This window comes from Klebsiella grimontii, assembly GCF_042137965.1.
GTDB classification, from domain to species: domain Bacteria; phylum Pseudomonadota; class Gammaproteobacteria; order Enterobacterales; family Enterobacteriaceae; genus Klebsiella; species Klebsiella grimontii.
The window spans coordinates 3,978,249-4,002,892 of the sequence record NZ_CP169721.1; the positions used below are offsets into that span (position 1 = coordinate 3,978,249).

21 protein-coding genes are annotated in these 24,644 nt (G+C 56.1%); 8 read left to right on the plus strand and 13 right to left on the minus strand.

From position 1 onward, the window contains the following. The first annotated feature begins 134 nt into the window (after positions 1–134). A complete protein-coding gene (gene dtpD / locus ACE3MN_RS18750) occupies positions 135–1,616 on the plus strand; it encodes a dipeptide permease DtpD (RefSeq protein WP_004132624.1) in 1,482 nt (493 codons plus the stop codon). Here dtpD and phrB read toward each other — a convergent pair. Together phrB and ACE3MN_RS18760 are read right to left on the minus strand one after the other, a co-directional pair. After that, positions 1,585–3,027, minus strand: coding sequence for a deoxyribodipyrimidine photo-lyase (gene phrB / locus ACE3MN_RS18755; protein ID WP_064342357.1), 1,443 nt, complete (start codon positions 3,025–3,027; stop codon positions 1,585–1,587). The genes dtpD and phrB overlap by 32 nt on opposite strands. A gap of 202 nt (positions 3,028–3,229) precedes the next feature. Then, positions 3,230–3,439, minus strand: a complete 210-nt coding sequence (locus tag ACE3MN_RS18760) for a YbfA family protein (RefSeq protein WP_162626030.1) — start codon at positions 3,437–3,439, stop codon at positions 3,230–3,232. A gap of 306 nt (positions 3,440–3,745) precedes the next feature. Here ACE3MN_RS18760 and kdpF point away from each other — a divergent pair, with 306 nt between their 5' ends. The 6 genes from kdpF to kdpE are packed head-to-tail and all read left to right on the plus strand — an operon-like array spanning position 3,746 to position 11,533. Then, positions 3,746–3,835 (plus strand): K(+)-transporting ATPase subunit F, encoded by a 90-nt coding sequence (gene kdpF, locus ACE3MN_RS18765; protein WP_049250631.1) that lies wholly within the window; start codon positions 3,746–3,748, stop codon positions 3,833–3,835. Next, the gene (gene kdpA, locus ACE3MN_RS18770) at positions 3,835–5,514 is read left to right on the plus strand and encodes a potassium-transporting ATPase subunit KdpA (RefSeq protein ID WP_024358789.1); all 1,680 of its coding nucleotides are present in this window, start codon (positions 3,835–3,837) and stop codon (positions 5,512–5,514) included. The genes kdpF and kdpA overlap by 1 nt, the downstream gene beginning before the upstream one ends. A 21-nt stretch (positions 5,515–5,535) precedes the next feature. Further along, entirely contained in the window at positions 5,536–7,584 is a 2,049-nt protein-coding gene (gene kdpB / locus ACE3MN_RS18775) for a potassium-transporting ATPase subunit KdpB (RefSeq protein ID WP_221027602.1), read from the plus strand. A 10-nt stretch (positions 7,585–7,594) separates the two neighbouring features. Next, positions 7,595–8,170: a potassium-transporting ATPase subunit KdpC gene (kdpC, locus tag ACE3MN_RS18780; RefSeq protein ID WP_004132632.1), complete on the plus strand. Its 576-nt coding sequence runs from the start codon at positions 7,595–7,597 to the stop codon at positions 8,168–8,170. Position 8,171: 1 nt separating this feature from the next. Then, the gene (kdpD, locus tag ACE3MN_RS18785) at positions 8,172–10,859 is read left to right on the plus strand and encodes a two-component system sensor histidine kinase KdpD (protein ID WP_375364135.1); all 2,688 of its coding nucleotides are present in this window, start codon (positions 8,172–8,174) and stop codon (positions 10,857–10,859) included. Next, positions 10,856–11,533, plus strand: coding sequence for a two-component system response regulator KdpE (kdpE, locus tag ACE3MN_RS18790; RefSeq protein ID WP_116944038.1), 678 nt, complete (start codon positions 10,856–10,858; stop codon positions 11,531–11,533). Before kdpD ends, kdpE begins: the two co-directional genes overlap by 4 nt. 231 nt (positions 11,534–11,764) lie before the next feature. On the opposite strand, the gene araD is transcribed toward kdpE, so the two are convergent. The 11 genes from araD to seqA form a co-directional block, all read right to left on the minus strand. After that, positions 11,765–12,460: an L-ribulose-5-phosphate 4-epimerase gene (gene araD, locus ACE3MN_RS18795; protein ID WP_049088755.1), complete on the minus strand. Its 696-nt coding sequence runs from the start codon at positions 12,458–12,460 to the stop codon at positions 11,765–11,767. Continuing rightward, the gene (locus ACE3MN_RS18800; RefSeq protein WP_049086590.1) at positions 12,450–13,349 is read right to left on the minus strand and encodes an L-ribulose-5-phosphate 3-epimerase; all 900 of its coding nucleotides are present in this window, start codon (positions 13,347–13,349) and stop codon (positions 12,450–12,452) included. The genes araD and ACE3MN_RS18800 overlap by 11 nt, the downstream gene beginning before the upstream one ends. After that, complete coding sequence (locus ACE3MN_RS18805) at positions 13,346–14,824, minus strand: FGGY-family carbohydrate kinase (protein WP_049086592.1); 1,479 nt, start codon at positions 14,822–14,824, stop codon at positions 13,346–13,348. Before ACE3MN_RS18805 ends, ACE3MN_RS18800 begins: the two co-directional genes overlap by 4 nt. A 27-nt stretch (positions 14,825–14,851) precedes the next feature. Next, on the minus strand, positions 14,852–15,781 hold the full coding sequence (locus tag ACE3MN_RS18810) for an ABC transporter permease (RefSeq protein ID WP_049086598.1): 930 nt from the start codon (positions 15,779–15,781) through the stop codon (positions 14,852–14,854). 67 nt (positions 15,782–15,848) lie between these two features. Continuing rightward, positions 15,849–17,333: a sugar ABC transporter ATP-binding protein gene (locus ACE3MN_RS18815; protein WP_049086600.1), complete on the minus strand. Its 1,485-nt coding sequence runs from the start codon at positions 17,331–17,333 to the stop codon at positions 15,849–15,851. 105 nt (positions 17,334–17,438) lie between these two features. Next, positions 17,439–18,305, minus strand: coding sequence for an ABC transporter substrate-binding protein (locus tag ACE3MN_RS18820; RefSeq protein ID WP_014228426.1), 867 nt, complete (start codon positions 18,303–18,305; stop codon positions 17,439–17,441). Between the two features lie 282 nt (positions 18,306–18,587). After that, positions 18,588–19,661 carry a zinc-binding dehydrogenase gene (locus tag ACE3MN_RS18825; RefSeq protein WP_049086594.1) on the minus strand — a complete coding sequence of 358 codons (1,074 nt, stop codon included), beginning with the start codon at positions 19,659–19,661 and terminating at the stop codon, positions 18,588–18,590. Positions 19,662–19,777: 116 nt separating this feature from the next. After that, on the minus strand, positions 19,778–20,575 hold the full coding sequence (locus tag ACE3MN_RS18830; protein WP_049086595.1) for a DeoR/GlpR family DNA-binding transcription regulator: 798 nt from the start codon (positions 20,573–20,575) through the stop codon (positions 19,778–19,780). 322 nt (positions 20,576–20,897) lie between these two features. Continuing rightward, a complete protein-coding gene (locus ACE3MN_RS18835; RefSeq protein ID WP_049086596.1) occupies positions 20,898–21,317 on the minus strand; it encodes a hypothetical protein in 420 nt (139 codons plus the stop codon). A gap of 56 nt (positions 21,318–21,373) precedes the next feature. After that, positions 21,374–23,014: a phosphoglucomutase (alpha-D-glucose-1,6-bisphosphate-dependent) gene (pgm, locus tag ACE3MN_RS18840; protein ID WP_024358792.1), complete on the minus strand. Its 1,641-nt coding sequence runs from the start codon at positions 23,012–23,014 to the stop codon at positions 21,374–21,376. Positions 23,015–23,046: 32 nt separating this feature from the next. Next, the gene (gene seqA, locus ACE3MN_RS18845; RefSeq protein WP_004132642.1) at positions 23,047–23,595 is read right to left on the minus strand and encodes a replication initiation negative regulator SeqA; all 549 of its coding nucleotides are present in this window, start codon (positions 23,593–23,595) and stop codon (positions 23,047–23,049) included. 184 nt (positions 23,596–23,779) lie between these two features. Between seqA and ybfF the strand changes: the two genes are divergently transcribed. Next, complete coding sequence (gene ybfF, locus ACE3MN_RS18850; RefSeq protein ID WP_049086768.1) at positions 23,780–24,553, plus strand: esterase; 774 nt, start codon at positions 23,780–23,782, stop codon at positions 24,551–24,553. The last annotated feature ends 91 nt before the right edge of the window (positions 24,554–24,644 follow it).

A 24,644-nucleotide genomic window follows, 5' to 3' on the forward strand; every position in this document is an offset into this window, starting at 1 on the left:
GCATTCGTGTATATTTATGCACTATTACAGCATATTAAATAACCAGAAAGCCTATAACGCCATGAATATCGCTAGTTAATAGCTATTCATGCAGAAAGATCGACTTTCTTTTTTATGGCAGGACGAAGCATTACATGAACACACAATCCTCACAGCCGCGGGCGATTTATTACGTCGTCGCGCTGCAAATCTGGGAATACTTCAGCTTTTACGGCATGCGCGCGCTGCTGATTCTTTATCTCACCAATCAGCTCAAGTATGACGATAATCACGCTTATGCGCTGTTCAGCGCCTACTGTTCTTTAGTTTACGTCACGCCGATTCTCGGCGGCTTCCTGGCCGATAAGCTGCTGGGCAACCGCATGGCGGTGATGCTCGGCGCGCTGTTGATGGCCATCGGCCATCTGGTGCTCGGCGCCAGCGAAATCGCCCCCACCTTCCTCTATCTGTCGCTGGCGATTATTGTCTGCGGCTACGGGCTGTTTAAATCCAACGTCAGCTGCCTGCTCGGCGAACTGTATGAACCCACCGACCCGCGCCGCGACGGCGGTTTTTCGCTGATGTACGCGGCGGGCAACGTCGGGTCTATCATTGCGCCAATCGCCTGCGGCTACGTGCAGGAGGAGTACAGCTGGGCGATGGGCTTTGCGCTGGCGGCGGTAGGCATGATCGCCGGGCTGGTCATTTTCCTCAGCGGCAACCGCCATTTCCGCCATACCCGGGGCGTCAATCGCGAAGCGCTGCGGGCGCGGAGCTTTGTTTTACCAAACTGGGGCTGGCTGCTGGTGCTGCTGATCGCCGCGCCGCTGCTAATCACCGTGCTGTTTTGGCAGGAGTGGTCGGTCTATGCGCTGATTGTGGCGACGGTTATCGGCCTGGCGGTACTGACGCGGATCTACCTGCGCGCGGAGACCGCCGGGCAGCGTAAAGATCTGCGGCTGATTATGGTGCTCACCTGCTTCAGCCTGCTGTTCTGGGCCTTTGCGCAGCAGGGCGGCAGTTCCATCAGCCTGTATATCGACCGTTTCGTTAACCGCCATTTTATGGGCTATGAAATACCGACCGCGATGTTCCAGTCGGTCAACGCCTTTGCGGTGATGCTCTGCGGAGTGGTGCTGGCGTGGCTGGTGAAAGAGAATATCAACGGCAACCGTACCGTGCGCATCTGGGGCAAGTTTGCGTTGGGCCTCGGCCTGATGAGCGCCGGGTTCTGCATCCTGACCCTCAGCGCCCGCTGGTCAGCCGCCTATGGCCACTCCTCGATGCCGCTAATGGTATTGGGTCTGGCGGTGATGGGCTTTGCCGAGCTGTTTATCGACCCGGTTGCGATGTCGCAAATCACCCGCATTCAGATCCCCGGCGTGACCGGCGTGCTGACCGGCATTTATATGCTGCTCTCCGGCGCAATCGCCAACTATCTGGCGGGGGTGATTGCCGACCAGACCTCGCAGGGGTCGTTCGACGCCGCCGGGGCCATCAACTACTCGATTAACGCCTACATTGAGGTGTTCAGCCAGATAACCTGGGGCGCGCTGGCCTGCGTCGGCCTGGTGCTGGCGATCTGGCTGTATCACTCCGTTAAGATCAGGGCTCGTCGCCTGGCGATGGAGTCTTAAGTTCTCTGGCGGCTTCCCAGGCCGCCAGCGTCTCCAGCCGCGCCTGCTTGTGGTCAACAATCGGGCGCGGATAATCCAGCTTTACGCCCTGCTTTTCCGCCCACAGCCACGGTTGATGCACCGCTTTCTCTGGCACTCCGGCCAGCTCCGGCAGCCAGTGACGAATAAACCGCCCCGCTTTATCGAAGCGTTCTCCCTGGGTCGTCGGGTTAAAAATACGAAAATAGGGCGCGGCATCGGTACCCGTGGAGGCCGCCCACTGCCAGCCGCCGTTATTCGCCGCCAGATCGCCATCAATAAGCTGTTCGATAAAGTAGCGCTCGCCCAGCCGCCAGTCGATTCGCAGGTCTTTCACCAGGAAGCTGGCGACAATCATCCGCAGGCGATTATGCATCCACCCTGTGGTATTAAGCTGACGCATGGCGGCATCGACAATCGGGAAACCGGTTTGCCCGCGCTGCCAGGCCTGAAGCGCGGATTTATCATCCAGCCACGCCACGTTATCGGTCCAGCCGATAAAAGGGCGACCTTTACACAAGTTTGGGTAGTAAACCATCAGATGACGGTAAAACTCGCGCCAGATAAGCTCGTTGAGCCATACTGCCCCGGCTTCGCCATCCAGCGCCCGCGGCTGCTCAACCAGCAAACGGTGCAGGCACTGGCGCGGCGAGAGCGCGCCCACCGCCAGGCACGGCGACAGCCGGCTGGTTCCTTCGACGGCGGGAAGATCGCGCTGCTGTTCATAATCGGCGGCTTTTTGCTGGCAGAAACCACGGAGCCGGGCGATAGCGCTTTTTTCATCCGCGGCGAACAGCTCGCTATCAAAGGGCGTCTGCGGATAGTCTATTTCCACATTAGAGGCGGCAGCGATGGGGCCACTCGCGCGGACTTTCGGCGCGGCGACGCACTCGGGCAGCGCTTCCTGTAAACGGCGAAGAAAGGCATTTTTAAACGGCGTAAACACCTTATACATTTCGCGATTGCCGGTCAGCACGCTGCCCGGCGGCAGCAGGACGCTGTCATCAAAACCCTGACAAGTCACTCCGGCCAGGGTATTTTCCACCGCGGCATCGCGCTGGCGTTCGTTAATTTCGTACTGATAGTTGTAAAACAGATGTGTGACCTGCTGCTGCCCGCAGAAGCTGGCGAGCCGTTTTACGCTGGCGGCAAAATCTTCCGCCTGTTCAACGTGCAGCGGGATCCCCTTTTCCGCCAGCGCCGCTTGCAGGCTGTGAAGGTGGCTGACGATAAATGCCGCCTGACGCGCCGCCATCCCGTGCTGGCGCCATTGCCCTGGCGTGGCGATAAATAACCCCAGCACCCTGGCATGGGGGTCGCGGCAGGCGGCAGCGAGCGCCAGATTATCGTGCATGCGCAAATCCGCGCGAAACCAGACCAGATGGGTGGCCATAACATTCCTTTCATCATTAAAATGGATACATACGACGTCTAAAACAGCTATCCCCCGGGCTTAGCCTGCGGGAAGTTAATAAGTGTAAGCCACTCCAGGCAAAAAAAAACCGCCGGATAAACCGGCGGCGTGATTGATAACAAAATTCTTAGGCGCAGCGCCTGCGCTTCAGCAAGCTTAGCCGTTCGGCCATCTGCAAAGGTTAATAAAAATCTGCGGAGGCCTTTTCCGCCTGCGCCATCCATACCGGCTGTTCGCTGGTTTTTGCCCACACGCGGTGCAGCCAGCTGTAAAAACGCGCGCGGTCTTTCCAGAACAGCATTACCGGCAGCGCCAGCACGCCAGCCGTCACGGCGAAAGCGCGACGCGCAAAGATGATATGAGCAGGATAAGTTTTGTACAACGCCATAATTTCTCTCCCCTTTGTCAGGCCGGCAAGCAAGGCCGGAAAAGTTACAATGTTTCTCTGCTTAAAATAGTACCGCTTTGGCTGTAATTTTACTACTCATCCGACCACTAAAAAGCGCCTATTTAGCTTTTATTTACATTCATCCGGTAACTTAGTTACAAAAAAGTTAAATTAATACTAATCATTAGTTAAATTGTGGGCTTGGTGATTTTTATATTTTTTTTACACCCCCGTCGCTGATTTTTGCGAAATCTTTGCGCCCGACTGCCTATTCTCCTCGTAAATCGAAAATACACCCGGAGGTGGATTGTGACTGCAGGCGTAATCGCTGGCGTAGCGCTGGTGTTCCTGTTGCTGGTTTATCTGGTTTATGCCCTGATACACGCGGAGGCATTCTGATGGCCGCTCAAGGATTTTTGCTCATTGCGAGCTTTATTCTGCTACTGATGATCCTGGCGCGTCCGCTGGGCGCGGCGCTGGCGACCATGATCAATGATGCCCCGCTACCGGGCCTGGCCGGTATCGAACGCGGTTTATGGCGGGCGGCGGGCATTCGTTCGCAGGAGATGAACTGGTATCAATATTTATTCGCTATCCTGCTGTTTAACGCGCTGGGACTGGCGGCGCTGTTCGCGCTGCTGACGTTCCAGGGCTCGCTGCCGCTCAACCCGCAGCATCTGCCCGGCCTGTCGTGGGACCTGGCGCTGAATACGGCGGTGAGCTTTGTCAGCAACACCAACTGGCAGGCCTATGCCGGTGAAACCACCATGAGTAGTCTTAGCCAGATGGCCGGGCTGGCGGTGCAAAACTTCCTCTCCGCCGCCACCGGCATCGCGGTGATCTTTGCCCTCACCCGCGCCTATGCCCGACAGAAAGTCAGCACCCTGGGCAACGCCTGGGTCGACCTGACCCGCATCACCCTCTGGCTGCTGCTGCCGATTTCGCTGCTCATCGCGCTGTTCTTTATTCAGCAGGGCGTACCGCAGAGCTTTTCCCCCAATCAGGGATTTACCTCGCTTGAAGGGGTACGCCAGATGCTGCCGATGGGGCCGGTGGCCTCGCAGGAAGCGATAAAAATGCTGGGGACCAACGGCGGCGGCTTCTTTAACGCCAACTCGGCGCATCCGTTTGAAAACCCTACCGCGCTGACCAACCTGGTGCAGATGCTGGCTATCTTTCTCATCCCGGCGGCGCTGTGCTTCGCCTTCGGCGAGGTGGTGGGCGACCGCCGTCAGGGACGCGCGATTCTGTGGGCGATGACGCTGATCTTCATCGTCTGCGTGGCGGTAGTGATGTGGGCGGAGACCCGCGGCAACCCGCATCTGCTGAGCCTTGGCGCCGATAGTAGCCTGAATATGGAAGGCAAAGAGAGCCGGTTCGGCATTCTCGCCAGCAGCCTGTTCGCCGTGGTCACCACCGCCGCGTCATGCGGCGCGGTCAACGCCATGCATGACTCCTTTACCGCGCTGGGCGGGATGGTGCCGATGTGGCTGATGCAGATAGGCGAAGTGGTCTTCGGCGGCGTGGGCTCTGGCCTGTACGGCATGCTGCTGTTCGTCATGCTGGCGGTCTTCATCGCCGGGCTGATGATTGGCCGCACACCGGAATACCTCGGCAAAAAGATCGACGTGCGCGAAATGAAAATGATCGCGCTGGCGATCCTCGTGACCCCAACGCTGGTGCTGCTCGGTACGGCGCTGGCAATGATGACCGAGGCCGGGCGCGCGGGCATGTTCAACCCCGGACCGCACGGCTTCAGCGAAGTGCTGTACGCCGTCACCTCCGCGGCCAACAACAACGGCAGCGCCTTTGGCGGCCTGAGCGCGGCGACGCCGTTCTGGAACCTGCTGCTGGCGTTCTGCATGCTGGTTGGCCGCTTCGCGGTGATTATCCCGGTGATGGCCATTGCCGGTTCGCTGGTGACCAAGAAAATTCAGCCCGCCGGCAGCGGCACGCTCGCCACCCACGACGCGCTGTTTATCGGCCTGCTGATCGGCACCGTACTGCTGGTGGGCGCCCTGACCTTTATTCCCGCGCTGGCGCTCGGCCCGCTGGCGGAACACTTTTCCTTACTTTAAGCGATTGCGGAGCAACCTGTTATGAGTCGCAAATCATTAGCCCTGCTGGAGCCGACGCTGGTGCGCCAGGCGCTGCTGGACGCCGTGAAAAAACTGAGCCCTGCCGTACAGTGGCGTAACCCAGTGATGTTTATCGTCTGGATCGGCAGCCTGCTGACCACCCTGCTCGCTATCGCCATGGCCAGCGGGCATATCGCCGGCAGCGCCGGTTTTACCGCCGCCATTAGTCTCTGGCTGTGGTTCACCGTCCTGTTCGCCAATTTCGCCGAAGCGATGGCCGAAGGCCGCAGTAAAGCGCAGGCCAACAGCTTGAAGGGGGTCAAAAAGACCGCCTTTGCCCGTAAGCTGCGCGCGCCGCAGCACGATGCGCAAATTGACCACGTACCCGCTGAAGATCTGCGTAAAGGCGACGTGGTGCTGGTCGAAGCGGGGGATATTATTCCCTGCGACGGCGAGGTTATCGAAGGCGGCGCATCCGTGGATGAAAGCGCCATTACCGGCGAATCCGCGCCGGTTATCCGCGAATCCGGGGGCGACTTCGCCTCGGTGACCGGCGGGACGCGTATTCTCTCCGACTGGCTGGTGATCCGCTGCAGCGTCAACCCGGGCGAAACCTTCCTTGACCGGATGATCGCCATGGTTGAAGGCGCCCAGCGCCGCAAGACGCCGAACGAAATCGCCCTGACGATCCTGCTTATCGCCCTGACCCTGGTGTTCCTGCTGGCCACCGCCACCATCTGGCCCTTCTCCGCCTGGAGCGGTAACGCGGTCAGCGTGACGGTGCTGGTGGCGCTGCTGGTGTGCCTGATCCCGACCACTATCGGCGGCCTGCTGTCGGCTATCGGCGTCGCCGGGATGAGCCGCATGCTCGGCGCGAACGTGATTGCCACCAGCGGACGCGCGGTTGAAGCGGCGGGCGATGTCGACGTTCTACTGCTGGATAAAACCGGCACCATTACCCTCGGCAACCGCCAGGCTTCAGCGTTCCTGCCCGCGCAGGGCGTGGAAGAGAAAACCCTTGCCGATGCCGCCCAGCTCTCTTCGCTGGCCGACGAAACGCCGGAAGGCCGCAGCATCGTGGTGCTGGCAAAGCAGCGCTTTAATCTGCGCGAGCGCGATCTGCAATCGCTGCACGCCACCTTCGTGCCCTTTACCGCCCAGACCCGGATGAGCGGGATTAACATCGACCAGCGGATGATCCGTAAAGGTTCCGTGGATGCCATTCGCCGCCACGTTGAGGCTAACGGCGGCCACTTCCCGGCCGATGTCGATAAACAGGTTGAAGACGTGGCGCGTCTTGGCGCCACGCCGCTGGTGGTCGCCGAAGGCGAGCGGGTGCTGGGGATTATTTCGCTGAAAGATATCGTCAAAGGCGGCATCAAAGAGCGTTTTGCCCAGCTGCGTAAAATGGGGATTAAAACGGTGATGATCACCGGCGATAACCGCCTGACCGCCGCCGCTATCGCCGCGGAAGCGGGCGTGGACGACTTTCTCGCCGAAGCGACGCCGGAAGCCAAGCTGGCGTTAATCCGCCAGTATCAGTCGGAAGGACGGCTGGTGGCGATGACCGGCGACGGTACCAACGACGCCCCGGCGCTGGCGCAGGCCGACGTCGCGGTCGCGATGAACTCCGGTACCCAGGCGGCGAAAGAGGCGGGTAACATGGTAGACCTCGACTCCAACCCCACCAAACTGATCGAGGTCGTGCACATCGGTAAACAGATGCTGATGACCCGCGGTTCATTAACCACCTTCAGTATCGCCAATGACGTGGCGAAGTACTTTGCTATCATTCCGGCCGCCTTTGCCGCGGTCTATCCGCCGCTGGCGATGCTTAACGTGATGCATCTGCACTCGCCTTCTTCGGCGATCCTGAGCGCGGTGATTTTTAATGCGCTGATTATCATCTTCCTGATCCCGCTGGCGCTGAAGGGGGTGAGCTATAAGCCGCTGACGGCCTCGGCGATGCTGCGCCGCAACCTGTGGGTCTATGGCCTGGGCGGACTGCTGGTGCCGTTTATCGGTATCAAAGCGATCGACCTGTTACTGACCCTGATCGGGCTGATGTGAGGAAAAAACCATGTCATTGATTCGTCCTGCTGTTGTGCTGTTTATTCTGTTAACGCTGCTCACCGGCGGCGTCTATCCGCTGTTAACCACCGCGCTAGGACAGTGGTGGTTCCCGCAGCAGGCCAACGGCTCGCTGCTGAGGATTGACGGCGAAGTGCGCGGTTCCAGCCTTATCGGGCAGAACTTTACCGCGCCGGGCTATTTCCAGGGTCGCCCATCCGCCACGGCGGAGATGCCGGATAATCCGCTGGCATCCGGCGGCAGCAACCTCGCCGCCAGCAATCCGGCGCTGGATAAAGCCATCAGCGAACGAGTGCAGACCCTGCGCGTCGCCAACCCGGACGCCACGTCCAGGGTTCCGGTGGAGCTGGTCACCGCTTCGGCGAGCGGACTGGATTACAGCCTGACCCCGGCCGCCGCCCTGTGGCAGGCGCCGCGCGTCGCCAAAGCCCGGCAGCTGAGCGTGGAGCAGGTCACGCAACTGGTCAACGAGGCAACGCAAAAACCGTTGCTCAGCTTTCTCGGCCAACCTGTGGTAAATATACTGCAGCTGAATATGTCGCTGGATGCCCTGAAGGATAAGTGAAATGAGTGACGAGCCGCTGCGTCCGGACCCCGATCGCCTGCTGCAACACACCGCCGCCCCGCATCGCGGTAAGTTAAAGGTTTTTTTCGGCGCCTGCGCGGGGGTGGGGAAAACCTGGGCGATGCTGGCGGAAGCGCAGCGGCTGCGCGCCCAGGGGCTGGATATTCTGATTGGCGTGGCGGAAACCCACGGGCGTAAAGAGACGGCGGCGATGCTTGAGGGGCTCTGCACCCTGCCCCAGCGCCGCCTCTCCCACCGCGGGCGCTACGTTAAAGAGTTTGACCTTGACGGCGCCCTGGCCCGCCGCCCGGCGCTGATCCTGGTCGATGAGCTGGCGCACAGCAACGCGCCCGGCTCCCGTCATCCTAAACGCTGGCAGGACGTCGAAGAGCTGTTGGAAGCCGGCATCGACGTGTTTACCACCATTAACGTCCAGCACCTCGAGAGCCTGAACGACGTCGTCAGCGGCATCACCGGCGTGCAGGTCCGTGAAACCGTCCCCGATCCGTTTTTCGACGCCGCCGACGACGTAGTGCTGGTCGACCTGCCCCCGGACGATCTGCGCCAGCGGCTCAATGAAGGGAAAGTCTATATCGGCGGCCAGGCCGAGCGGGCTATTGAGAACTTCTTTCGCAAGGGCAACCTGATCGCCCTGCGCGAGCTGGCGCTGCGCCGTACCGCCGATCGGGTCGATGAGCAAATGCGCGCCTGGCGCGATCGTCAGGGACAGGAAAAAGTCTGGCACACCCGCGACGCCATTTTGCTCTGCATCGGCCACAACACCGGCAGCGAAAAGCTGGTTCGCGCCGCTGCCCGCCTCGCGGCCAGGCTGGGGAGCGTCTGGCATGCGGTGTATGTGGAAACCCCCTCTCTGCATCGCCTGCCGGAAGCGAAACGGCGGGCGATCCTCGCCGCGCTCAGGCTGGCTCAGGAACTGGGGGCGGAAACCGCGACCCTCGCCGATCCTTCTGAAGAGCGGGCCGTTCTGCACTACGCCCGCGAGCATAACCTCGGCAAGATAGTGATTGGCCGCCAGCAAAAAAGGCGCTGGTGGGACCGCAGCGGCTTCGCCGATCGTCTGGCCCGCCACGCGCCGGACCTCGATCTGGTCGTGATCGCGCTGGATGAAAAAGCCGCCCCCCTGCCCGCTCGCGCCAGCGATGGCCGGACCGCAATGGAAAAATGGCGTTTGCAGCTCCAGGGATGCGTCGTCGCCATCGCCCTGTGCGCGGTGATAACCGTCGTCGCCATGCAGTGGCTGATGGCTTTTGAAGCCGCCAACCTGGTGATGCTGTATCTGCTGGGCGTGGTAATTATCGCCCTGTTGTATGGACGCTGGCCGTCGGTGCTGGCGACGGTGATTAACGTGGTCAGCTTTGACCTGTTTTTTGTCGCGCCGCGCGGTACGCTGGCGGTTTCCGATGTGCAGTATCTGCTGACCTTTAGCGTGATGCTCACCGTCGGGCTGCTTATCGGCAACCTCACCGCCGGCGTACGCTATCAGGCGCGGGTGGCGCGCTATCGCGAACAGCGCACCCGGCATCTGTACGAAATGTCAAAAGCGCTGGCGGTGGGCCGCAGCCGTGAGGATGTCGCCGCCACCAGCGAGCGCTTTATCGCCTCGACGTTTCAGGCGCGCAGCCAGCTGCTGCTGCCCGATGAAACGAACCGGCTCTCTCCGCTGACTCCGCAAACGGCGACCATCACCTGGGATGACGCCATTGCCCGCTGGAGCTTCGATAAAGGGCAGCCCGCCGGGGCGGGTACCGATACGCTACCCGGCGTGCCGTACCAAATCCTGCCGCTGAAAAGCGCCGCCCGCACCTGGGGGCTGCTGGTCGTGGAACCAGCCAACCTCCGCCAGCTGATGATCCCCGAACAGCAGCGCCTGCTGGAAACCTTCACCCTGCTGGTCGCCAGCGCGCTGGAGAGACTGACGCTTACCGCCAGCGAAGAGCAGGCGCGGCTGAACAGCGAACGGGAAAGCCTGCGTAACTCGCTGCTGGCAGCGCTGTCCCACGATCTGCGGACGCCGTTAACGGTGCTGTTCGGCCAGGCTGAAATCCTGACGCTCGATCTCGCCAGCGAAGGGTCGAAACACGCGCCGCAGGCCAATGAGATTCGTCAGCACGTGTTGAACACCACCCGGCTGGTAAATAATCTCCTCGATATGGCGCGGATCCAGTCCGGCGGCTTTAATTTGCATAAAGAGTGGCTAACTCTGGAAGAGGTGGTCGGTAGCGCGCTGCGTATGCTGGAGCCGGGGCTCGGCGGCCGGCATATTCAGCTCGCGCTGCCGGACCCGCTGCTGCTGGTTCACGTCGACGGGCCGCTATTTGAACGGGTACTGATTAATCTGCTGGAAAATGCGGTGAAGTACGCGGGAACAGAGGCGCACATCGGCATTACCGCGCACGTCGACCCGCACAATTTACTGCTTGAGGTTTGGGATAACGGACCGGGTATTCCTGCCGGCCAGGAACAGGCTATCTTTGATAAATTCGCCCGCGGGAATAAAGAGTCGGCGATCCCCGGCGTCGGTCTGGGCCTGGCGATTTGCCAGGCGATCGTTGAGGTGCACGGCGGAACGATTAGCGCCGCGACGCGCCCGCAAGGCGGCGCCTGTTTCCGTGTTACACTGCCGAGAGAAGCGCCCCCTGAACTGGAAGATTTAGCCGAGGAAATGTGATTAACGTTTTGATCATCGAAGATGAGCATGCTATCCGCCGCTTTCTGCGCACCGCGCTGGAAGCCGACGGCATGCGCGTATTTGAAGCGGAAACGCTGCAGCGCGGGCTGATTGAAGCCGCGACCCGCAAGCCGGATTTAACCATTCTCGATCTTGGCCTGCCCGATGGTGACGGCAACGCGTTTATCCGTGAGGTTCGCCAGTGGAGCCTGATGCCGATTATCGTCCTCTCTGCGCGCACCGAGGAGCAGGACAAAATCGCCGCGCTTGACGCCGGCGCCGATGATTATCTCAGCAAACCCTTTGGTATCGGTGAACTGCAGGCGCGGCTGAGGGTGGCAATGCGCCGCCATGCCGGCGCCCAGGCCGATGAGCCGCTGGTGCGTTTTGCCGATGTCGAAGTCGATATCCCCGCCCGCCGCATCGTGCGCGGCGACGAAGAGATCCACCTGACGCCCATTGAATTTCGCCTGCTGGCGGTACTGCTGAATAATCCCGGCAAAGTGCTGACCCAGCGGCAGTTGCTCAACCAGGTCTGGGGGCCGAACGCGGTGGAACACAGCCACTATCTGCGGATCTATATGGGACATCTGCGACAGAAGCTGGAGGCCGACCCGGCGCGCCCGCAGCATCTGCTGACCGAAACCGGGATCGGCTATCGGTTTATGCCCTAGCTGATCCCCGGCTCGCGCTTTGCTTAGCCGGGCTACAGGCCCGCCGTCGTCTGCCAGGCGGTAGCCCGGACAAGCGCGTCAAGCGCCGCCTCCAGGAAATGTGCCGGGCCTCATAAATCAACGCTGTTTCATCCCGGTGGCGCTGCGCTGACCGGGCTAAGGGTTCACCGCCAACTGCGGGCCGGTAGCCCGGATAAGGCGTTTACGCCGCAATCCGGGGAATGCAGGCGATTATTGCCCGTAGTAGGCCCCTGCCCCGTGTTTACGCAAATAGTGTTTATCCAGCAGCGTCGCAGAGACCGGCTGTTCATCAATGCTCAGCTGACGGGTCCACATATTCATATAGGCAATCTCCTCCAGCACCACCGCATTATGCACCGCGTTCGCCGGATCTTTTCCCCATGCAAATGGGCCGTGCCCGTGGACCAGCGCGGCGGGCACGCTGAGCGGATCGGTATGCTGCGCCCCCAGCGTTTCGATAATCACGTGACCGGTATTGGTTTCATAATCACCGCGGATTTCATCATCGCTGAGCGGGCGGGTACAGGGGATCGGCCCATAAAAATAGTCGGCGTGGGTAGTGCCCATCGCCAGCAGCGGCCTGCCCGACTGCGCCCAAATCGTCGCGTGGCGCGAATGGGTGTGCACAATTCCGCCCACGCCGCTAAACGCCTTATACAGCTCCAGATGGGTCGGCGTATCCGACGAGGGCTTATAGCGCCCCTCTACCACCCTGCCGGTCGCCAGCTCCACCACCACCATATCCTCGGCCGTCATCACGGCGTATTCCACGCCGGAGGGTTTGATCACCACCAGCCCGGCCTCGCGATCGATACCGCTGACGTTGCCCCAGGTAAAGGTCACAAGATGAAATTTCGGCAGCGCCAGATTGGCGTCAAGAACCGTCTGCTTGAGTTTATCCAGCATACTTCACTCCTGAATTCACATTAACTTCATGCTGCGGGGCAAGAAAACCCTGCTGGTATTTATCCGTTAACCACGCTTTGGCCTCGGCAATTCTCTCGCTATCCAGCCCGTCATTTTTGGCCCACATCTCAATCAACCATGCGCCGCGATAGTTCAGCGCGGCAAGCGAACGGAAGATCTCGCTGAAATCCACGCAGCCGGTGCCGAACGGCACATCGCGGAACTGCCCCAGCGAGGCGTGTGAAACGGGCTGGGTGTCTTTCAAATGGATGGCGCTGATTTTATGAATGCCCTTACTCAACTCTTCAGGAACATCGTTTTGCCACGCGCTTAAGTTGCCAACGTCCGGATAGACGCAAAACCACGGACTGCAAACCTTCCGTTCGAGATCCAGCCAGCGCGAGATATTGCTCATAAAGGCGGTATCCATAATCTCCATCGACAGCATCACCTGTGCTTTCGCCGCTTCGGCCACCGCCCAGTTGATGCCCTCAATAAAGTATTCCCGGGTCTGTGCCGAAGAGGATTCGTAATAGACGTCATAGCCTGCCAGCTGGATGTTGCGGATCCCGACGTGGCTGGCAAAATCCAGCGCATCAAGCATCAGTTCCCGCGCCTTGAGCCGGGTATCGCGATTGACGCTACCAAAGGGATGGCTGCGGTGCGCGGAGAGGCACATGCTCGGCACATCAATGCCGCTGTTGATTTTGTCCGCCACGAACGCCAGCCGCTGCCCCCGATTCCAGCGCAGCCTGGCCTGGCGTTCGGGGCTTTCATCAACGGAGATTTCGATAAAATCAAACGCCAGGCCGGCCGCCATTTCGAAGCGTTTCGGCCAGTCCAGCGCTGCGGGGAGCGCTTTTTCGTAGATGCCAAGTCTGGGTTTCATTGCGCCGCTCCCGTCGCCCTGGAGAGGCTTTGCGCGACAGCTAAGTAACGGGCGTAGCCTTCGCGCAGCTGCTGATGCCGATTGCTATCGGGTTGATAGCAGACCACCTCGGGCTGCGTGGCCGCAATCGCCTCGCTGAAGTTAGCGTAGGCGCCACTGCCGGCCGCGGCGCACAGCGCGGCGGCTCGACAGCCGGCCTGTTCGATATCCACTACTTCCAGCGGAAGATTGGCCGCATCGGCGTACATCTGCGTCCAGCCTCTCGACTGGCTCGGCCCGCCGGTAAAGCGAATTTTTTGAATATCCCGATTGAGTTCAATAATGCGGTCCTGATGCACCAGGTGAGAAAAAACGATCCCGCGATAGATGGCCGCAATAATATCCTTTTTCGTATGATGCCCCGCGAGGCCCACCAGCGCGCCGGGCAGATCCATCGCCAGATTGGAACCGAACAAATAGGGTAAAAAAATGAGGTTGCTGTCGGTATCTTGCGCGATCCAGCTTTCGAAATGGTCGTAGCAGCGGTCATCGTCAGGGAAAAACTGCTTCACAAACCAGGAGAGATTGCTCGCCGAAGTGGGGCTGCCCTCGTGAACGAAGTATTTGCCCGGAATGCAGTATTTCCCCCAGATGTAGGGAAAGTCGCTGGCAATAATGCTATCCGTCACCGAGGTGGCGATACTCCAGGTTCCGGCCACCGCGCTCAGGGTATCCGCCCGATCAATGCCCGAGGAGACGGCGGAGGCGACCACGTCGAAAAAGCCGCCGAAAACCGGCGTCCCCGGGCATAAACCGCAGTCCAGCGAGGCCTGCAAGGTAATGTGGCCCACGCAATCCGTTGAGTTCACCACCGGCGCGGTTTTATCCACCACTTCCTCAATGCCAAATAGCGCCATCATGTCGCTGTCGTAGCGAGAGGTGAACTGGTTATAAAAATTACTGCCGGAGATATTGGTGATTTCTGCCGTCGCTTCGCCGGTCAGGCGGAAACGGATGTAGTCGTGGACCATCAAAACGGCATCGATTCTGTCGTAATTGGCCGGCTCATACTCTTTAAGCCACGCCAGCAGCGACACCGGATGTCCGGTCCACAACTGCTGCAATCCTTTTGGATAGGCCAGTTTGTCGATACCTTCACGGTACCATTTTTTGACAAACTCAAGCGCCCGGGTATCAGATGAAATAATCCCATTGCGCACCGGCTCGCCTTTTTTGTCAATCGCGTAGAGCCCTTTGCCGTGCGAGGAGAAACCGATCCCGCCGATGCTTAGCGGCGGCACCTGGCTTTCATACAGCGCTTTTTTTATCACGCTGCAAACGGTATCCCATAGCTCATGCATGTTCCGCTCGGTAAAGCCCGGCTGTTCGGATAATACCTGCGCATATTGCGACGCCACATGAATCTCTTGCCCTAACTCATTATATATACCGGCTTTGGTTACCGTACCACCGATATCAACCCCGATAAAATTCATTTCCCTTCGCCTCATATTTAAAATAAATTAACGTCTGGCTGAGCTAATAAAGGTGGCGCCCCAAATAATAAGCCCTTTCACCACATACTGAACGTAAGGTGAGATCCCAAGGAGGTTTAAACCATTATTCAGTACGCCGAGCATCATGGCGCCAATCAGCGTGCCGATAATCATTCCGCGGCCGCCGGCAATTGATGCCCCGCCGAGCACCACGGCGGCAATTGCATCCAGTTCAAATCCGACGCCGGCATTCGGCTGGCCGCTCATCACGCGCGAGGTGAAAATAAGACCGGCAAAACTGGCGGTAAAGCCGCTGATCACGTAAACCAGCAATTTATAATATTTCACCCGCAGCCCGCTCAGGCGCGCCGCTTCTTCATTACCGCCGAGGGAATAAACATAGCGACCAAACGGCATATGATTCAGGACGATATAAAAGATGAGATATAAAACCACCATCAGAATAATAGGCACCTGAATACCGAACAGATATTCGCGGCCCCAAAAAGCGAATGAATCCGGTAAACCGGAGATGGGGTAGCCGCCGGTATAGATCAGCGCCAGTCCCTTCGCAATAATCATTGCCCCGAGGGTCACGATAATCGGCGGCATTTTACCGTAGGCGGTTAAAAAGCCGTTCAGCGCGCCAAAGGCGACGCCGGAAAACAGGCCGATAAGAATGGCTAACCACGGTTCTAAACCATAGTACTTCATTAATCCCGCCATCAGGGTACCGGCCAGGGCCATGACCGCGCCGACGGAGAGGTCGATCCCGCCGGTCAGGATGGCAAAGGTCATCCCGATAGCAATGATGGCATTAATCGAGACCTGGCGGGCGACGGTCGATAAGTTATCGACCGTTAAAAAGTAGTCATTAAAAATAGCCATACAGGAGAACAGGAGTACCAGACCAACAAACGGCAGGAACGCGGGCATTTTTAATAAACCATGGAGCATCTTTTTATTTTTATCAGGAGATGCGGCGGGCGCTAATGACACGTTTTCATTACTCATTTAATACTCCCTAAATAATATTACCGGCAGCGTGCAGCATAATCACAGTGGAATTTATTTGGTCGCTCTCGAGTTCGGCAACGATATTACCGTCGCGAAAAACCATCACCCTGTCGCTAACGCCAATCACCTCTGGTAGCTCAGATGAAATCATAATTATTGAAATACCCTGGGCGGTGAGGTCACGCATGATTTGATAGATTTCTGATTTCGCTCCGACATCAATACCGCGAGTCGGTTCGTCAAAAATAAGAATATTGACATCATGATTTAACCAACGAGAAATAACGACTTTCTGCTGGTTACCGCCGCTCAACGTCCCTACCGCGGTTCCAGCATCCGGCGTTTTCACGCCAACGTGATTAATTAAACGCTCGGCGGTCAGGCGCTCTTCGTTATCGCGGATAAGCGAGAACTGGCAGGCGTGTTTGTTAAGCCAGATATTATCTTTGACCGAAAAAGGAAGCACCAGCCCCTGCGTTTTTCGGCTTTCCGGCAACAGACCAATGCCCAGACGCAGAGCCCGGTCGGTGGATTTTATCGTCACCTCTTTTCCGGCCAGGCGGACGCGCTTTTTGAAGCATTTATCCGCGCCGGTCAGGGCCAGGATCGCTTCGGAACGCCCCGATCCCACCAGCCCGGCGAGGCCTAAGATCTCCCCTTTGCGCAGCGTCAGTCGATTGACCTGGCTAGTTTCGGTAAGCTGAATTTCCGCCTCCAGTAGTATGTCGTCATGCGCCAGCGTCCGCCGTGCGGGATAGATATTCTCCACTTCACGGCCGACCATCATCTGGATCATCTCGGCGATATCGATATTGTCGACCTTTGCCGACCCGATATATTTGCCGTCGCGGAGAATGCTCAGGCTGTCACAGATCTCATATATCTCCTCAAGATGGTGAGAGATAAAGAACATCCCGACGCCTTTGGCCTTTAAATCGCGCATCACGCGGAAAAGATGCTCCGCCTCACTCGGGGTTAAGGTCGCGGTGGGTTCATCCAGAATGAGAATTCGCGCATCTAGCGACAGCGCTTTGGCAATTTCCACGAACTGCTGCTCGGCGACGCTGAGATGGCAAATTTGCTCATCGGGATCGAGGGTCACGCCAAGATCTTTAAAAATCCGCAACGCCTCGCGGCGCATCGCTTTACGATCTAACAGACCAAAACTATTTACCTTTTCGCGATTAAGGAAAATATTCTCATAAGCGTTCAGATAGGGAATAAGAGAAAATTCCTGAAAGATAATCCCTACGCCGCAGGCAATCGCGTCACGATAGTTATGAAAATGCTGTTGCTTACCGTCAATAAAAATATTACCGGCGTCAGGTTGATATATCCCGCAAAGGATTTTCATTAACGTCGATTTACCCGCGCCGTTTTCACCTAATAAAGCATGCACCTCCCCTCGGCCAAGGGTGATATTAACATTATCCAGCGCCTTGACCCCGGGGAAGCTTTTACTGACGTTTTTAACTTCCAGTAAGCTGGGCATAAACATCGCTCCATAATGGCTCGATAAAATAGCGAGCCATACTTTAATAAGAATCCGGCACGGCTCACCTGAATTAGCGAGAGCCGCTATGGCGTAATAACGCGATTACCAGTGGAAATCTTTGGCGTTGGTTTTATCGATAAGCTTCACATCAACAGGGATCTCCTTAGGAATATTCGCACCCCAATGTTTCGCCAGGGCAATGCCTAAGCCAATACGCAGCTGATCGCGTGGGAACTGAGCGGCGGTAGCAATAAACGGCGTATTACCTTTAGCAATTTCAGCGACTGCTTCCGGGGAACCATCAACGCTCACCAGCTTCACATCGCGTCCTGATGCCTGAATCGCCGCCAGAGCGCCGAGTGAGCCAACATCATTCACGCTAAAAATACCGTTGAGCGTCGGGTTGGATTGCAGCATATTTTCCGTCACGCTCATGGAGGTATCGCGCTCTTGTTTACCATTCAGTTTGGTAATCACTTTAATATTGGGATGCTTTTTCATCGCATCTTCAAAGCCGCGCACGCGCTCCAGAATAGGCACTACCGGAATCCCGTCGAGAATCGCTACGTTGCCTTTATCACCCAGCGCTTTGGCTAAGTGTTCACCGGCAATAAAGCCTGCATCATAGTTTTTTGAGCCGACAAAAGAATCTATCGGGCCATTAGCCTGAGCATCTATCGCCACCACCACCACGCCAGCTTTTTTAGCGGCCAGCACGGCGGTTTCCGCACCGACGCTATCAGCCGGGTTAATCAGCAAAATATCTATTTTCTTTTGCAGCATATCCTCAACATCGCTAATCTGCTTGGAGACATCATGCGCCGCATCCGCTGTATAGACGGTGGCGTTAATATCTTTTGCCGACTGCTCAAGCGACTCTTTCATGGTGACGAAATATTCGTTATTCAATTCCTGGAACGACATGCCGATAGTTAGCGGCTTAGCATTAACGCAGGCGACCATACTCATCGCCAGAAGTCCTGAGAGTAATGCTTTCGTATTCAATTTTACAGGCATTCAATATCTCCTTTTTGAGTTATGCGCTAAAGGATAAAGATTATCCTTTAGCGTTTTCATGGTACGAATGTTGCCTGATAGCCTGAGCAATAAATTAATGACCGGTAGACTTCACCAGACCACCGATATTTACTCCAGTTATCACCATGATACAAATCCAGTATTTATTTAGCCGCCATTCATTTCAAAGCGGATGATAATTAAAATAAATGGCGCTATTTAAGAATTACGTTTTTATGGCTTAATAACGACCTTGATAGAATCGAGCGATTTTGCCATTTCAAACGCCGCTTTCCACTCATCGATAGAATAGAAATGAGTGACGACGCCTTTTGCAGTCAGCAGGCCGCGCTCAAAGAGATCGATGGCGATTTCATAGCTGTACGGGCCAAGATGCGCACCGCGAATATCCAGCTCTTTGCGGTCGCCAATGATCGACCAGTCGGCGGTGGTTTCTTTACCAAACACGCTGAACTCGACAAAACGACCTAGCTTACGAATCATCTCCAGTCCCTGAGTAACGCCAATCGGCGCGCCGGTAGCTTCAATGTAGACGTCGCAACCGTAGCCTTCAGTCATGGCTTTAACAATGGCAATGGCGTCTTCTTTGGCCGCATTGATAACCACATCCGCCCCAAACTCTTTCGCCAGCGCCAGACGGTCTTCCATGGTGTCGATCACCACCAGCTTTTTCGGCGTTTTCAGATGAGCGACCTGCACCATACACAGCCCCAGCGGCCCGGCGCCGGCGATAACAACCACATCATCCAGTTCGATATCTCCGCGGCGTACCGTGTGGATTGCGCAGGCCATAGGTTCGATCAGCGCAGCATCTTCTTCACTCAATGATTCAGGAATTTTATGAATAATCGCGCGTTCGGAGAAACGCATATATTCAGCCATACCACCATCGGCGACATCTTTCTGGAAGCCGTAAATATCATGGGTTTCGCACATCCAGTATTTGCCGGTTTTACAGAAACGACATTCATGACAAGGTACAATCTGCTCCGCCAGAATACGGTCGCCAATTTTTAATTTATATTTTTCTGCCGAGCCGGGGCCTAATTCAGCAACCCGGCCATAGAATTCATGTCCTGGCACCACTGGCGTTTTCACCCACGGATTATCGCCCCAAAACATCGGTGCGCCGTCCTGGGCTTTGCAATCACCAGCACATATTCCACAGCCATCAACTTTTATAACCACTTCTTTTTCTTGTGCTACCGGGCGCGTAATCTTTTCAAAGCGATAATCCTGGGGACCATGGCACACAACAGCTTTCATATCTTCAGGTAATTGTTCCATCGTAAACCTCATTTTCGGATAAGTAATGAAGATGGATAGTATTGCTGACGCAATTATCCTCCACCTGGCACAAGAGTCGTGAGATGATGATGCAAATATATTATTACGTAGAGAGTTTAACTGGTCTCTACGATTTCAAGGCATTCCTGACGATAGATATCTTTTGGTAGCTTATTAGTAATAAGAACATCAATATCTGCCAGGTCGCATATTTTATATAATGAATAGCGCTCAAACTTACTGCTATCGACCATCAGAATTTTTTGGTCGGCCACTTTCAGCATTTCTTGTTTCAGACGCACGTTGACTTCATTGCTATCTTTGATTTCCAGGCCTGAATCAAGGCCCTGGCAAGAAAAGAACAGTTTATTGACCTTAAAGTTATTAATAATAAATTCAGCTACTGGCCCATGAAAATCGCCGTGTCTTTCAGAATACTCGCCACCCACGCTGACAATTCTTATTTTCTTTCGGCAGGCTAATGTCTGAATAATATTTAATGAATTGGTAATTACCGTCAGTTCGATATCGGGCAACTGCCGTGCTAAAAACCAGCATGAACTACTATTATCCATAATAATGCATTCATGCTCATGAATGTACTGTAATGCGCTTTTGGCAATGCGCATTTTTCGCTCTGGTTGCTCTTTTGTTCGCTTAATAAATGCTTCAGCTTTATCGACAAAATTCCCATTATTTGTGGGATTATCCACATCTAAAAATGATGCATTATTTTCTGAAATCATCGCACCGCCAAAGCTGCGAACTATTTTTTTATTTTTCGCCAGCGAGGTTAAATCTCGGCGAATGGTTTCTGGAGATACGCCAAATATCTGTGAGAGCTCATTAACTCTGGCACATCCTTTTTCTACGACATATTCCAAGATTAATGAATGACGTTTCACTTGTAACATAGACGTTCTCAAGAAAGCATTCAGGATTTAATGACATAAATATAACAAAATCGTCCATATCAGTAAGTGATATAAATCATACAAAATCAAAACAAGTTTTTAGCTTTTTTTAGTTTGAAGCTGATCATATATATCAAGTAACTTTCATTTTGAATGAGATAAATTTGTGATTAAAATCGCAGAATTAGCCGTCATTGTTCGTTTGCTTTAGCAGCATATTCACTAAAACGGGCAAACCCGGTCAAAGCAATAATACCCGTTTATGCCCGATTCAGTCAGCGTAATGCCCGGCAAGGCTGTGCCGTCTTGATAACACGTAACGTCAAACTTTGCGACATCGCCAAAGGGTGACGACTTTTGCCGCCTCTGAAACCAGCAGGAACCCAATATAAAACGCGCTCCCCTTAAACTCCATCTCGCGCAGCATCCAGAACACCAGCGAAAGCGAAGGTAGCATGAAGATCAGACGCAACGGCGTCTGCGCATACGCCAGCCACAGCGCATAGCGACTGTGTCGCCAGAAGAGAATCATCGAGACGGGAATAGTGATAATCAATATGGCATTAAGCGGATATAGCCAGGCTGCCGCGGAACCGTAGCTTTGCACAAGCTGTAGATAAGCGAGGATATCGCTGTAGAAAGGCACTCGCTGATGGTAGACATTCCAGACAATAAACTGGAGGAGATAGAACAGATCCATCCCACCCCAGAACCAAAAAACGTTTTTTCGTTCCAGTTTCATCGCTATCCCTGCGAAAAAATCAGGCCCTGAAAAGGGCCTGATTATCATGATGTCAATTACGCGTTTTTCAGCACTTCGCTGACAATCTCCACCGCTTCTTTCTCAATCTGCTGACGATGTTCAGCGCCGAGGAAGCTTTCGCAGTAGATTTTATAGGCGTCTTCGGTTCCTGACGGACGCGCGGCGAACCAGCCGTTGTCGGTCATCACCTTCAGGCCGCCAATCGCCGCCCCGTTACCCGGCGCCGCGGTCAGACGCGCGGTAATCGGGTCGCCCGCCAGGGTGCTGGCGCTGACCATTTCCGGAGAGAGCTTAGACAGCGCCGCTTTCTGGGCAGAAGTCGCGGAAGCCTGCAGACGGTTGTAGCTCGGCGCGCCGAAGCGCTCTGCCAGCTCGTCGTAGTGCTGCTGCGGGTTTTTCCCGGTGACCGCGGTGATTTCCGCCGCCAGCAGGCACATGATGATGCCGTCTTTGTCGGTAGACCACGGGGTGCCGTCAAAGCGCAGGAACGAAGCCCCCGCGCTCTCTTCACCGCCGAAGCCGAAGCTGCCGTCAAACAGACCATCAACAAACCACTTAAAGCCGACCGGCACTTCCACCAGCTTACGGCCGAGGTCGTTAACCACACGGTCAATCATCGCCGAGGAGACCAGGGTTTTACCCACAGCGACATCTTTGCCCCACTGCGGGCGATGCTGGAACAGGTAGTTAATCGCCACCGCCAGATAGTGGTTCGGGTTCATCAACCCGGCCGGCGTGACGATACCGTGACGGTCGTAATCCGGGTCATTCGCGAAGGCCAGGTCAAATTTGTCGCGCAGCGCCAGCAGGCCCGCCATCGCGCACTCGGAGGAACAGTCCATACGGATTGCGCCGTCTTTATCGAGATGCATAAAGCGGAAGGTCTGATCGACGTGGTCGTTGACGATGGTCAGATTGAGGTTGTAATGCTCAGCGATACGCTTCCAGTATTCGATACCGGAGCCGCCCAGCGGGTCGACGCCGAGGGTCAATCCGGCTTTCTGGATCGCCGCCATATCGACGATATCCGCCAGCCCTTCAATAAACGGCTGCACCAGATCCTGTTCTTTAACGTGGCCGGAGGCCAGCGCCGCGTCAAGAGAAATACGCTTGACGCCCTGCAGACCGGCAGCCAGCAGTTCATTGGCGCGATTTTCGACAACCTTGGTCACGTTGGTATCAGCCGGGCCGCCGTTTGGCGGATTGTACTTGATACCACCGTCTTCCGGCGGGTTGTGGGACGGCGTGATCACAATACCGTCAGCCAGCGGACCGCCCTTTTTGTTATGCACCAGAATCGCATTAGAAATCGCCGGCGTCGGGGTGAAACCGTTGTTTTCCTGAACGATGACGTCAACGCCGTTCGCCGCCAGCACTTCCAGTACGGAAATGAAGGCCGGTTCGGAGAGTGCATGAGTGTCCTTCCCGACGTAGCATGGGCCGGTGATCCCGTTCTTCGCGCGGTCTTCCGCAATTGCCTGAGCAATCGCCAGAATATGCTGCTCGTTGAAGTTGTGGCGCGCCGCGCTGCCGCGGTGACCGGAGGTGCCAAACTTCACCGCATGTTCCGCGTTGCCGACTTCCGGCTTCAGCACATAGTACTGGGCAGTCAGCTGGGCGACGTTAATCAAATCACTCTGTTGCGCAGGTTGACCCGCGCGCTTATCGATTGCCATTGCCTGATCCTTCTGGTGCAAAAGTTAATTAACTAGATCGTACCGCAAACCTTTTCGATCAATTCCGCAGGGAACTGCATAGACTGCATGATATGTTCGATCATGCTGCATTTGCGACCGGTATTGGTATTTGTAATGACCCACCACGGCGTGCCCGGAACCTGCTTAGGTTTCGTCTGATTACCGTTTTTCTGCAGCGTGCGCTCATCCTCAGCGAAATAAACGCGAGTGCGGCCGTGGAGGGACTCGGTCGCCTCCGCGAACGCTTTGCTGTCTAAGGAGTAGAGGGTAGTCAGAACCAGCATGAAACGGTTTACCGCGCGCTTTTGATCAGCGTACTCATCAGATAACAGCAGCTCACGCATCGCGCGGACTTTATCCTTCAGAGGATTAGCGGGCTTCACTTCAGCGACAGGCGTTGGCGCAGGGGCCGGAGCGGCTTTCGCTACCGGCGCGACAGGCTGGGAAACGGCGGAAAACTTCAACATACGCCGTAAAATGTCGGATGCGCTCTCGCCAATATGCTTGGTGTGGCTGGCAATATAGCTATAGAGTTCATCATCAACTTCAATTGTTTTCATCTTAATCCAGTGCGATATCTTTTTCTGAATACAAGTTGTCGGGATTATAGGGTCAAATCCCAACCGCGGATAGCGTCAAACCAGGATGGCGGTAAAACTCGGAAATCTTCCGGGTCTTGCAGCCGGATGGCAGAATGTCCAACATAATACCCTAACCCGACGGAGCGAAAAAAAGAACTTTGCCATGAAATTAAATAGCCGAGCGCAATCTGCACAGAATCCGCACAATAATCCCCCTATCGTCCTGGTCCACGGCCTTTTTGGCAGCCTGGATAACCTTGGGATCCTCGCCCGCGATCTGGTTCACGATCGCGATATTTTACAGGTCGACATGCGAAACCACGGTCTTTCGCCGCGCTCGCCGGAAATGACCTATTCCGCGATGGCCCAGGATCTGCTTGATACTCTCAATGAATCACAGATTGAGAAAGCTACCTTTATTGGTCACTCAATGGGCGGAAAGGCGGTGATGGCGCTGAGCGCGCTGGCGCCGGAGCGCATCGCGGGTCTGGTCGCCATTGATATCGCCCCGGTGGATTATCACGTTCGCCGTCATGATGAAATCTTCGCCGCCATCAACGCCGTCACCGATGCGGGCGCCGCAACGCGTCAACAGGCGGCGGCAGTCATGCGCCAGCACCTTAACGAAGAGGGCGTGATTCAGTTTCTGCTGAAGTCTTTCGTGGACGGCCAGTGGCGGTTTAACGTACCGGTGCTGTGGGAGCAGTACGATAATATCGTCGGCTGGCAAGCCGTCCCGGCCTGGCCGCATCCGGCGCTGTTTATCCCCGGCGGTAACTCCCCCTACGTCACCGACGCATACCGCGACGCACTATTGGCTCAGTTTCCCCAGGCGCGCGCGCACGTTATCGCCGGCGCCGGGCACTGGGTACATGCCGAAAAACCGGAGGCCGTGATCCGCGCAATTCGTCGTTATTTAACCTCTATCGCCGCCTGACTGGCTAAAATGTGCCCGACCGCGCGGCTTAATGCCCGCGGTCGTTGGCGCAGCCCGTCGCCTGATGTATTATGGCGCGCTGTCTGCGTCG

Bases quoted from the DNA above. Each gene is read 5' to 3' on its own strand.
- dtpD (WP_004132624.1), top strand. From the start codon at position 135: ATGAACACACAATCCTCACAGCCGCGGGCGATTTATTACGTCGTCGCG.
- phrB (WP_064342357.1), bottom strand. From the start codon at position 3,027: ATGGCCACCCATCTGGTCTGGTTTCGCGCGGATTTGCGCATGCACGAT.
- kdpA (WP_024358789.1), top strand. From the start codon at position 3,835: ATGGCCGCTCAAGGATTTTTGCTCATTGCGAGCTTTATTCTGCTACTG.
- kdpB (WP_221027602.1), top strand. From the start codon at position 5,536: ATGAGTCGCAAATCATTAGCCCTGCTGGAGCCGACGCTGGTGCGCCAG.
- kdpC (WP_004132632.1), top strand. From the start codon at position 7,595: ATGTCATTGATTCGTCCTGCTGTTGTGCTGTTTATTCTGTTAACGCTG.
- kdpD (WP_375364135.1), top strand. From the start codon at position 8,172: ATGAGTGACGAGCCGCTGCGTCCGGACCCCGATCGCCTGCTGCAACAC.
- araD (WP_049088755.1), bottom strand. From the start codon at position 12,460: ATGCTGGATAAACTCAAGCAGACGGTTCTTGACGCCAATCTGGCGCTG.
- ACE3MN_RS18800 (WP_049086590.1), bottom strand. From the start codon at position 13,349: ATGAAACCCAGACTTGGCATCTACGAAAAAGCGCTCCCCGCAGCGCTG.
- ACE3MN_RS18805 (WP_049086592.1), bottom strand. From the start codon at position 14,824: ATGAATTTTATCGGGGTTGATATCGGTGGTACGGTAACCAAAGCCGGT.
- ACE3MN_RS18810 (WP_049086598.1), bottom strand. From the start codon at position 15,781: ATGCTCCATGGTTTATTAAAAATGCCCGCGTTCCTGCCGTTTGTTGGT.
- ACE3MN_RS18815 (WP_049086600.1), bottom strand. From the start codon at position 17,333: ATGCCCAGCTTACTGGAAGTTAAAAACGTCAGTAAAAGCTTCCCCGGG.
- ACE3MN_RS18820 (WP_014228426.1), bottom strand. From the start codon at position 18,305: ATGAGTATGGTCGCCTGCGTTAATGCTAAGCCGCTAACTATCGGCATG.
- ACE3MN_RS18825 (WP_049086594.1), bottom strand. From the start codon at position 19,661: ATGGAACAATTACCTGAAGATATGAAAGCTGTTGTGTGCCATGGTCCC.
- ACE3MN_RS18830 (WP_049086595.1), bottom strand. From the start codon at position 20,575: ATGTTACAAGTGAAACGTCATTCATTAATCTTGGAATATGTCGTAGAA.
- ACE3MN_RS18835 (WP_049086596.1), bottom strand. From the start codon at position 21,317: ATGAAACTGGAACGAAAAAACGTTTTTTGGTTCTGGGGTGGGATGGAT.
- pgm (WP_024358792.1), bottom strand. From the start codon at position 23,014: ATGGCAATCGATAAGCGCGCGGGTCAACCTGCGCAACAGAGTGATTTG.
- seqA (WP_004132642.1), bottom strand. From the start codon at position 23,595: ATGAAAACAATTGAAGTTGATGATGAACTCTATAGCTATATTGCCAGC.
- ybfF (WP_049086768.1), top strand. From the start codon at position 23,780: ATGAAATTAAATAGCCGAGCGCAATCTGCACAGAATCCGCACAATAAT.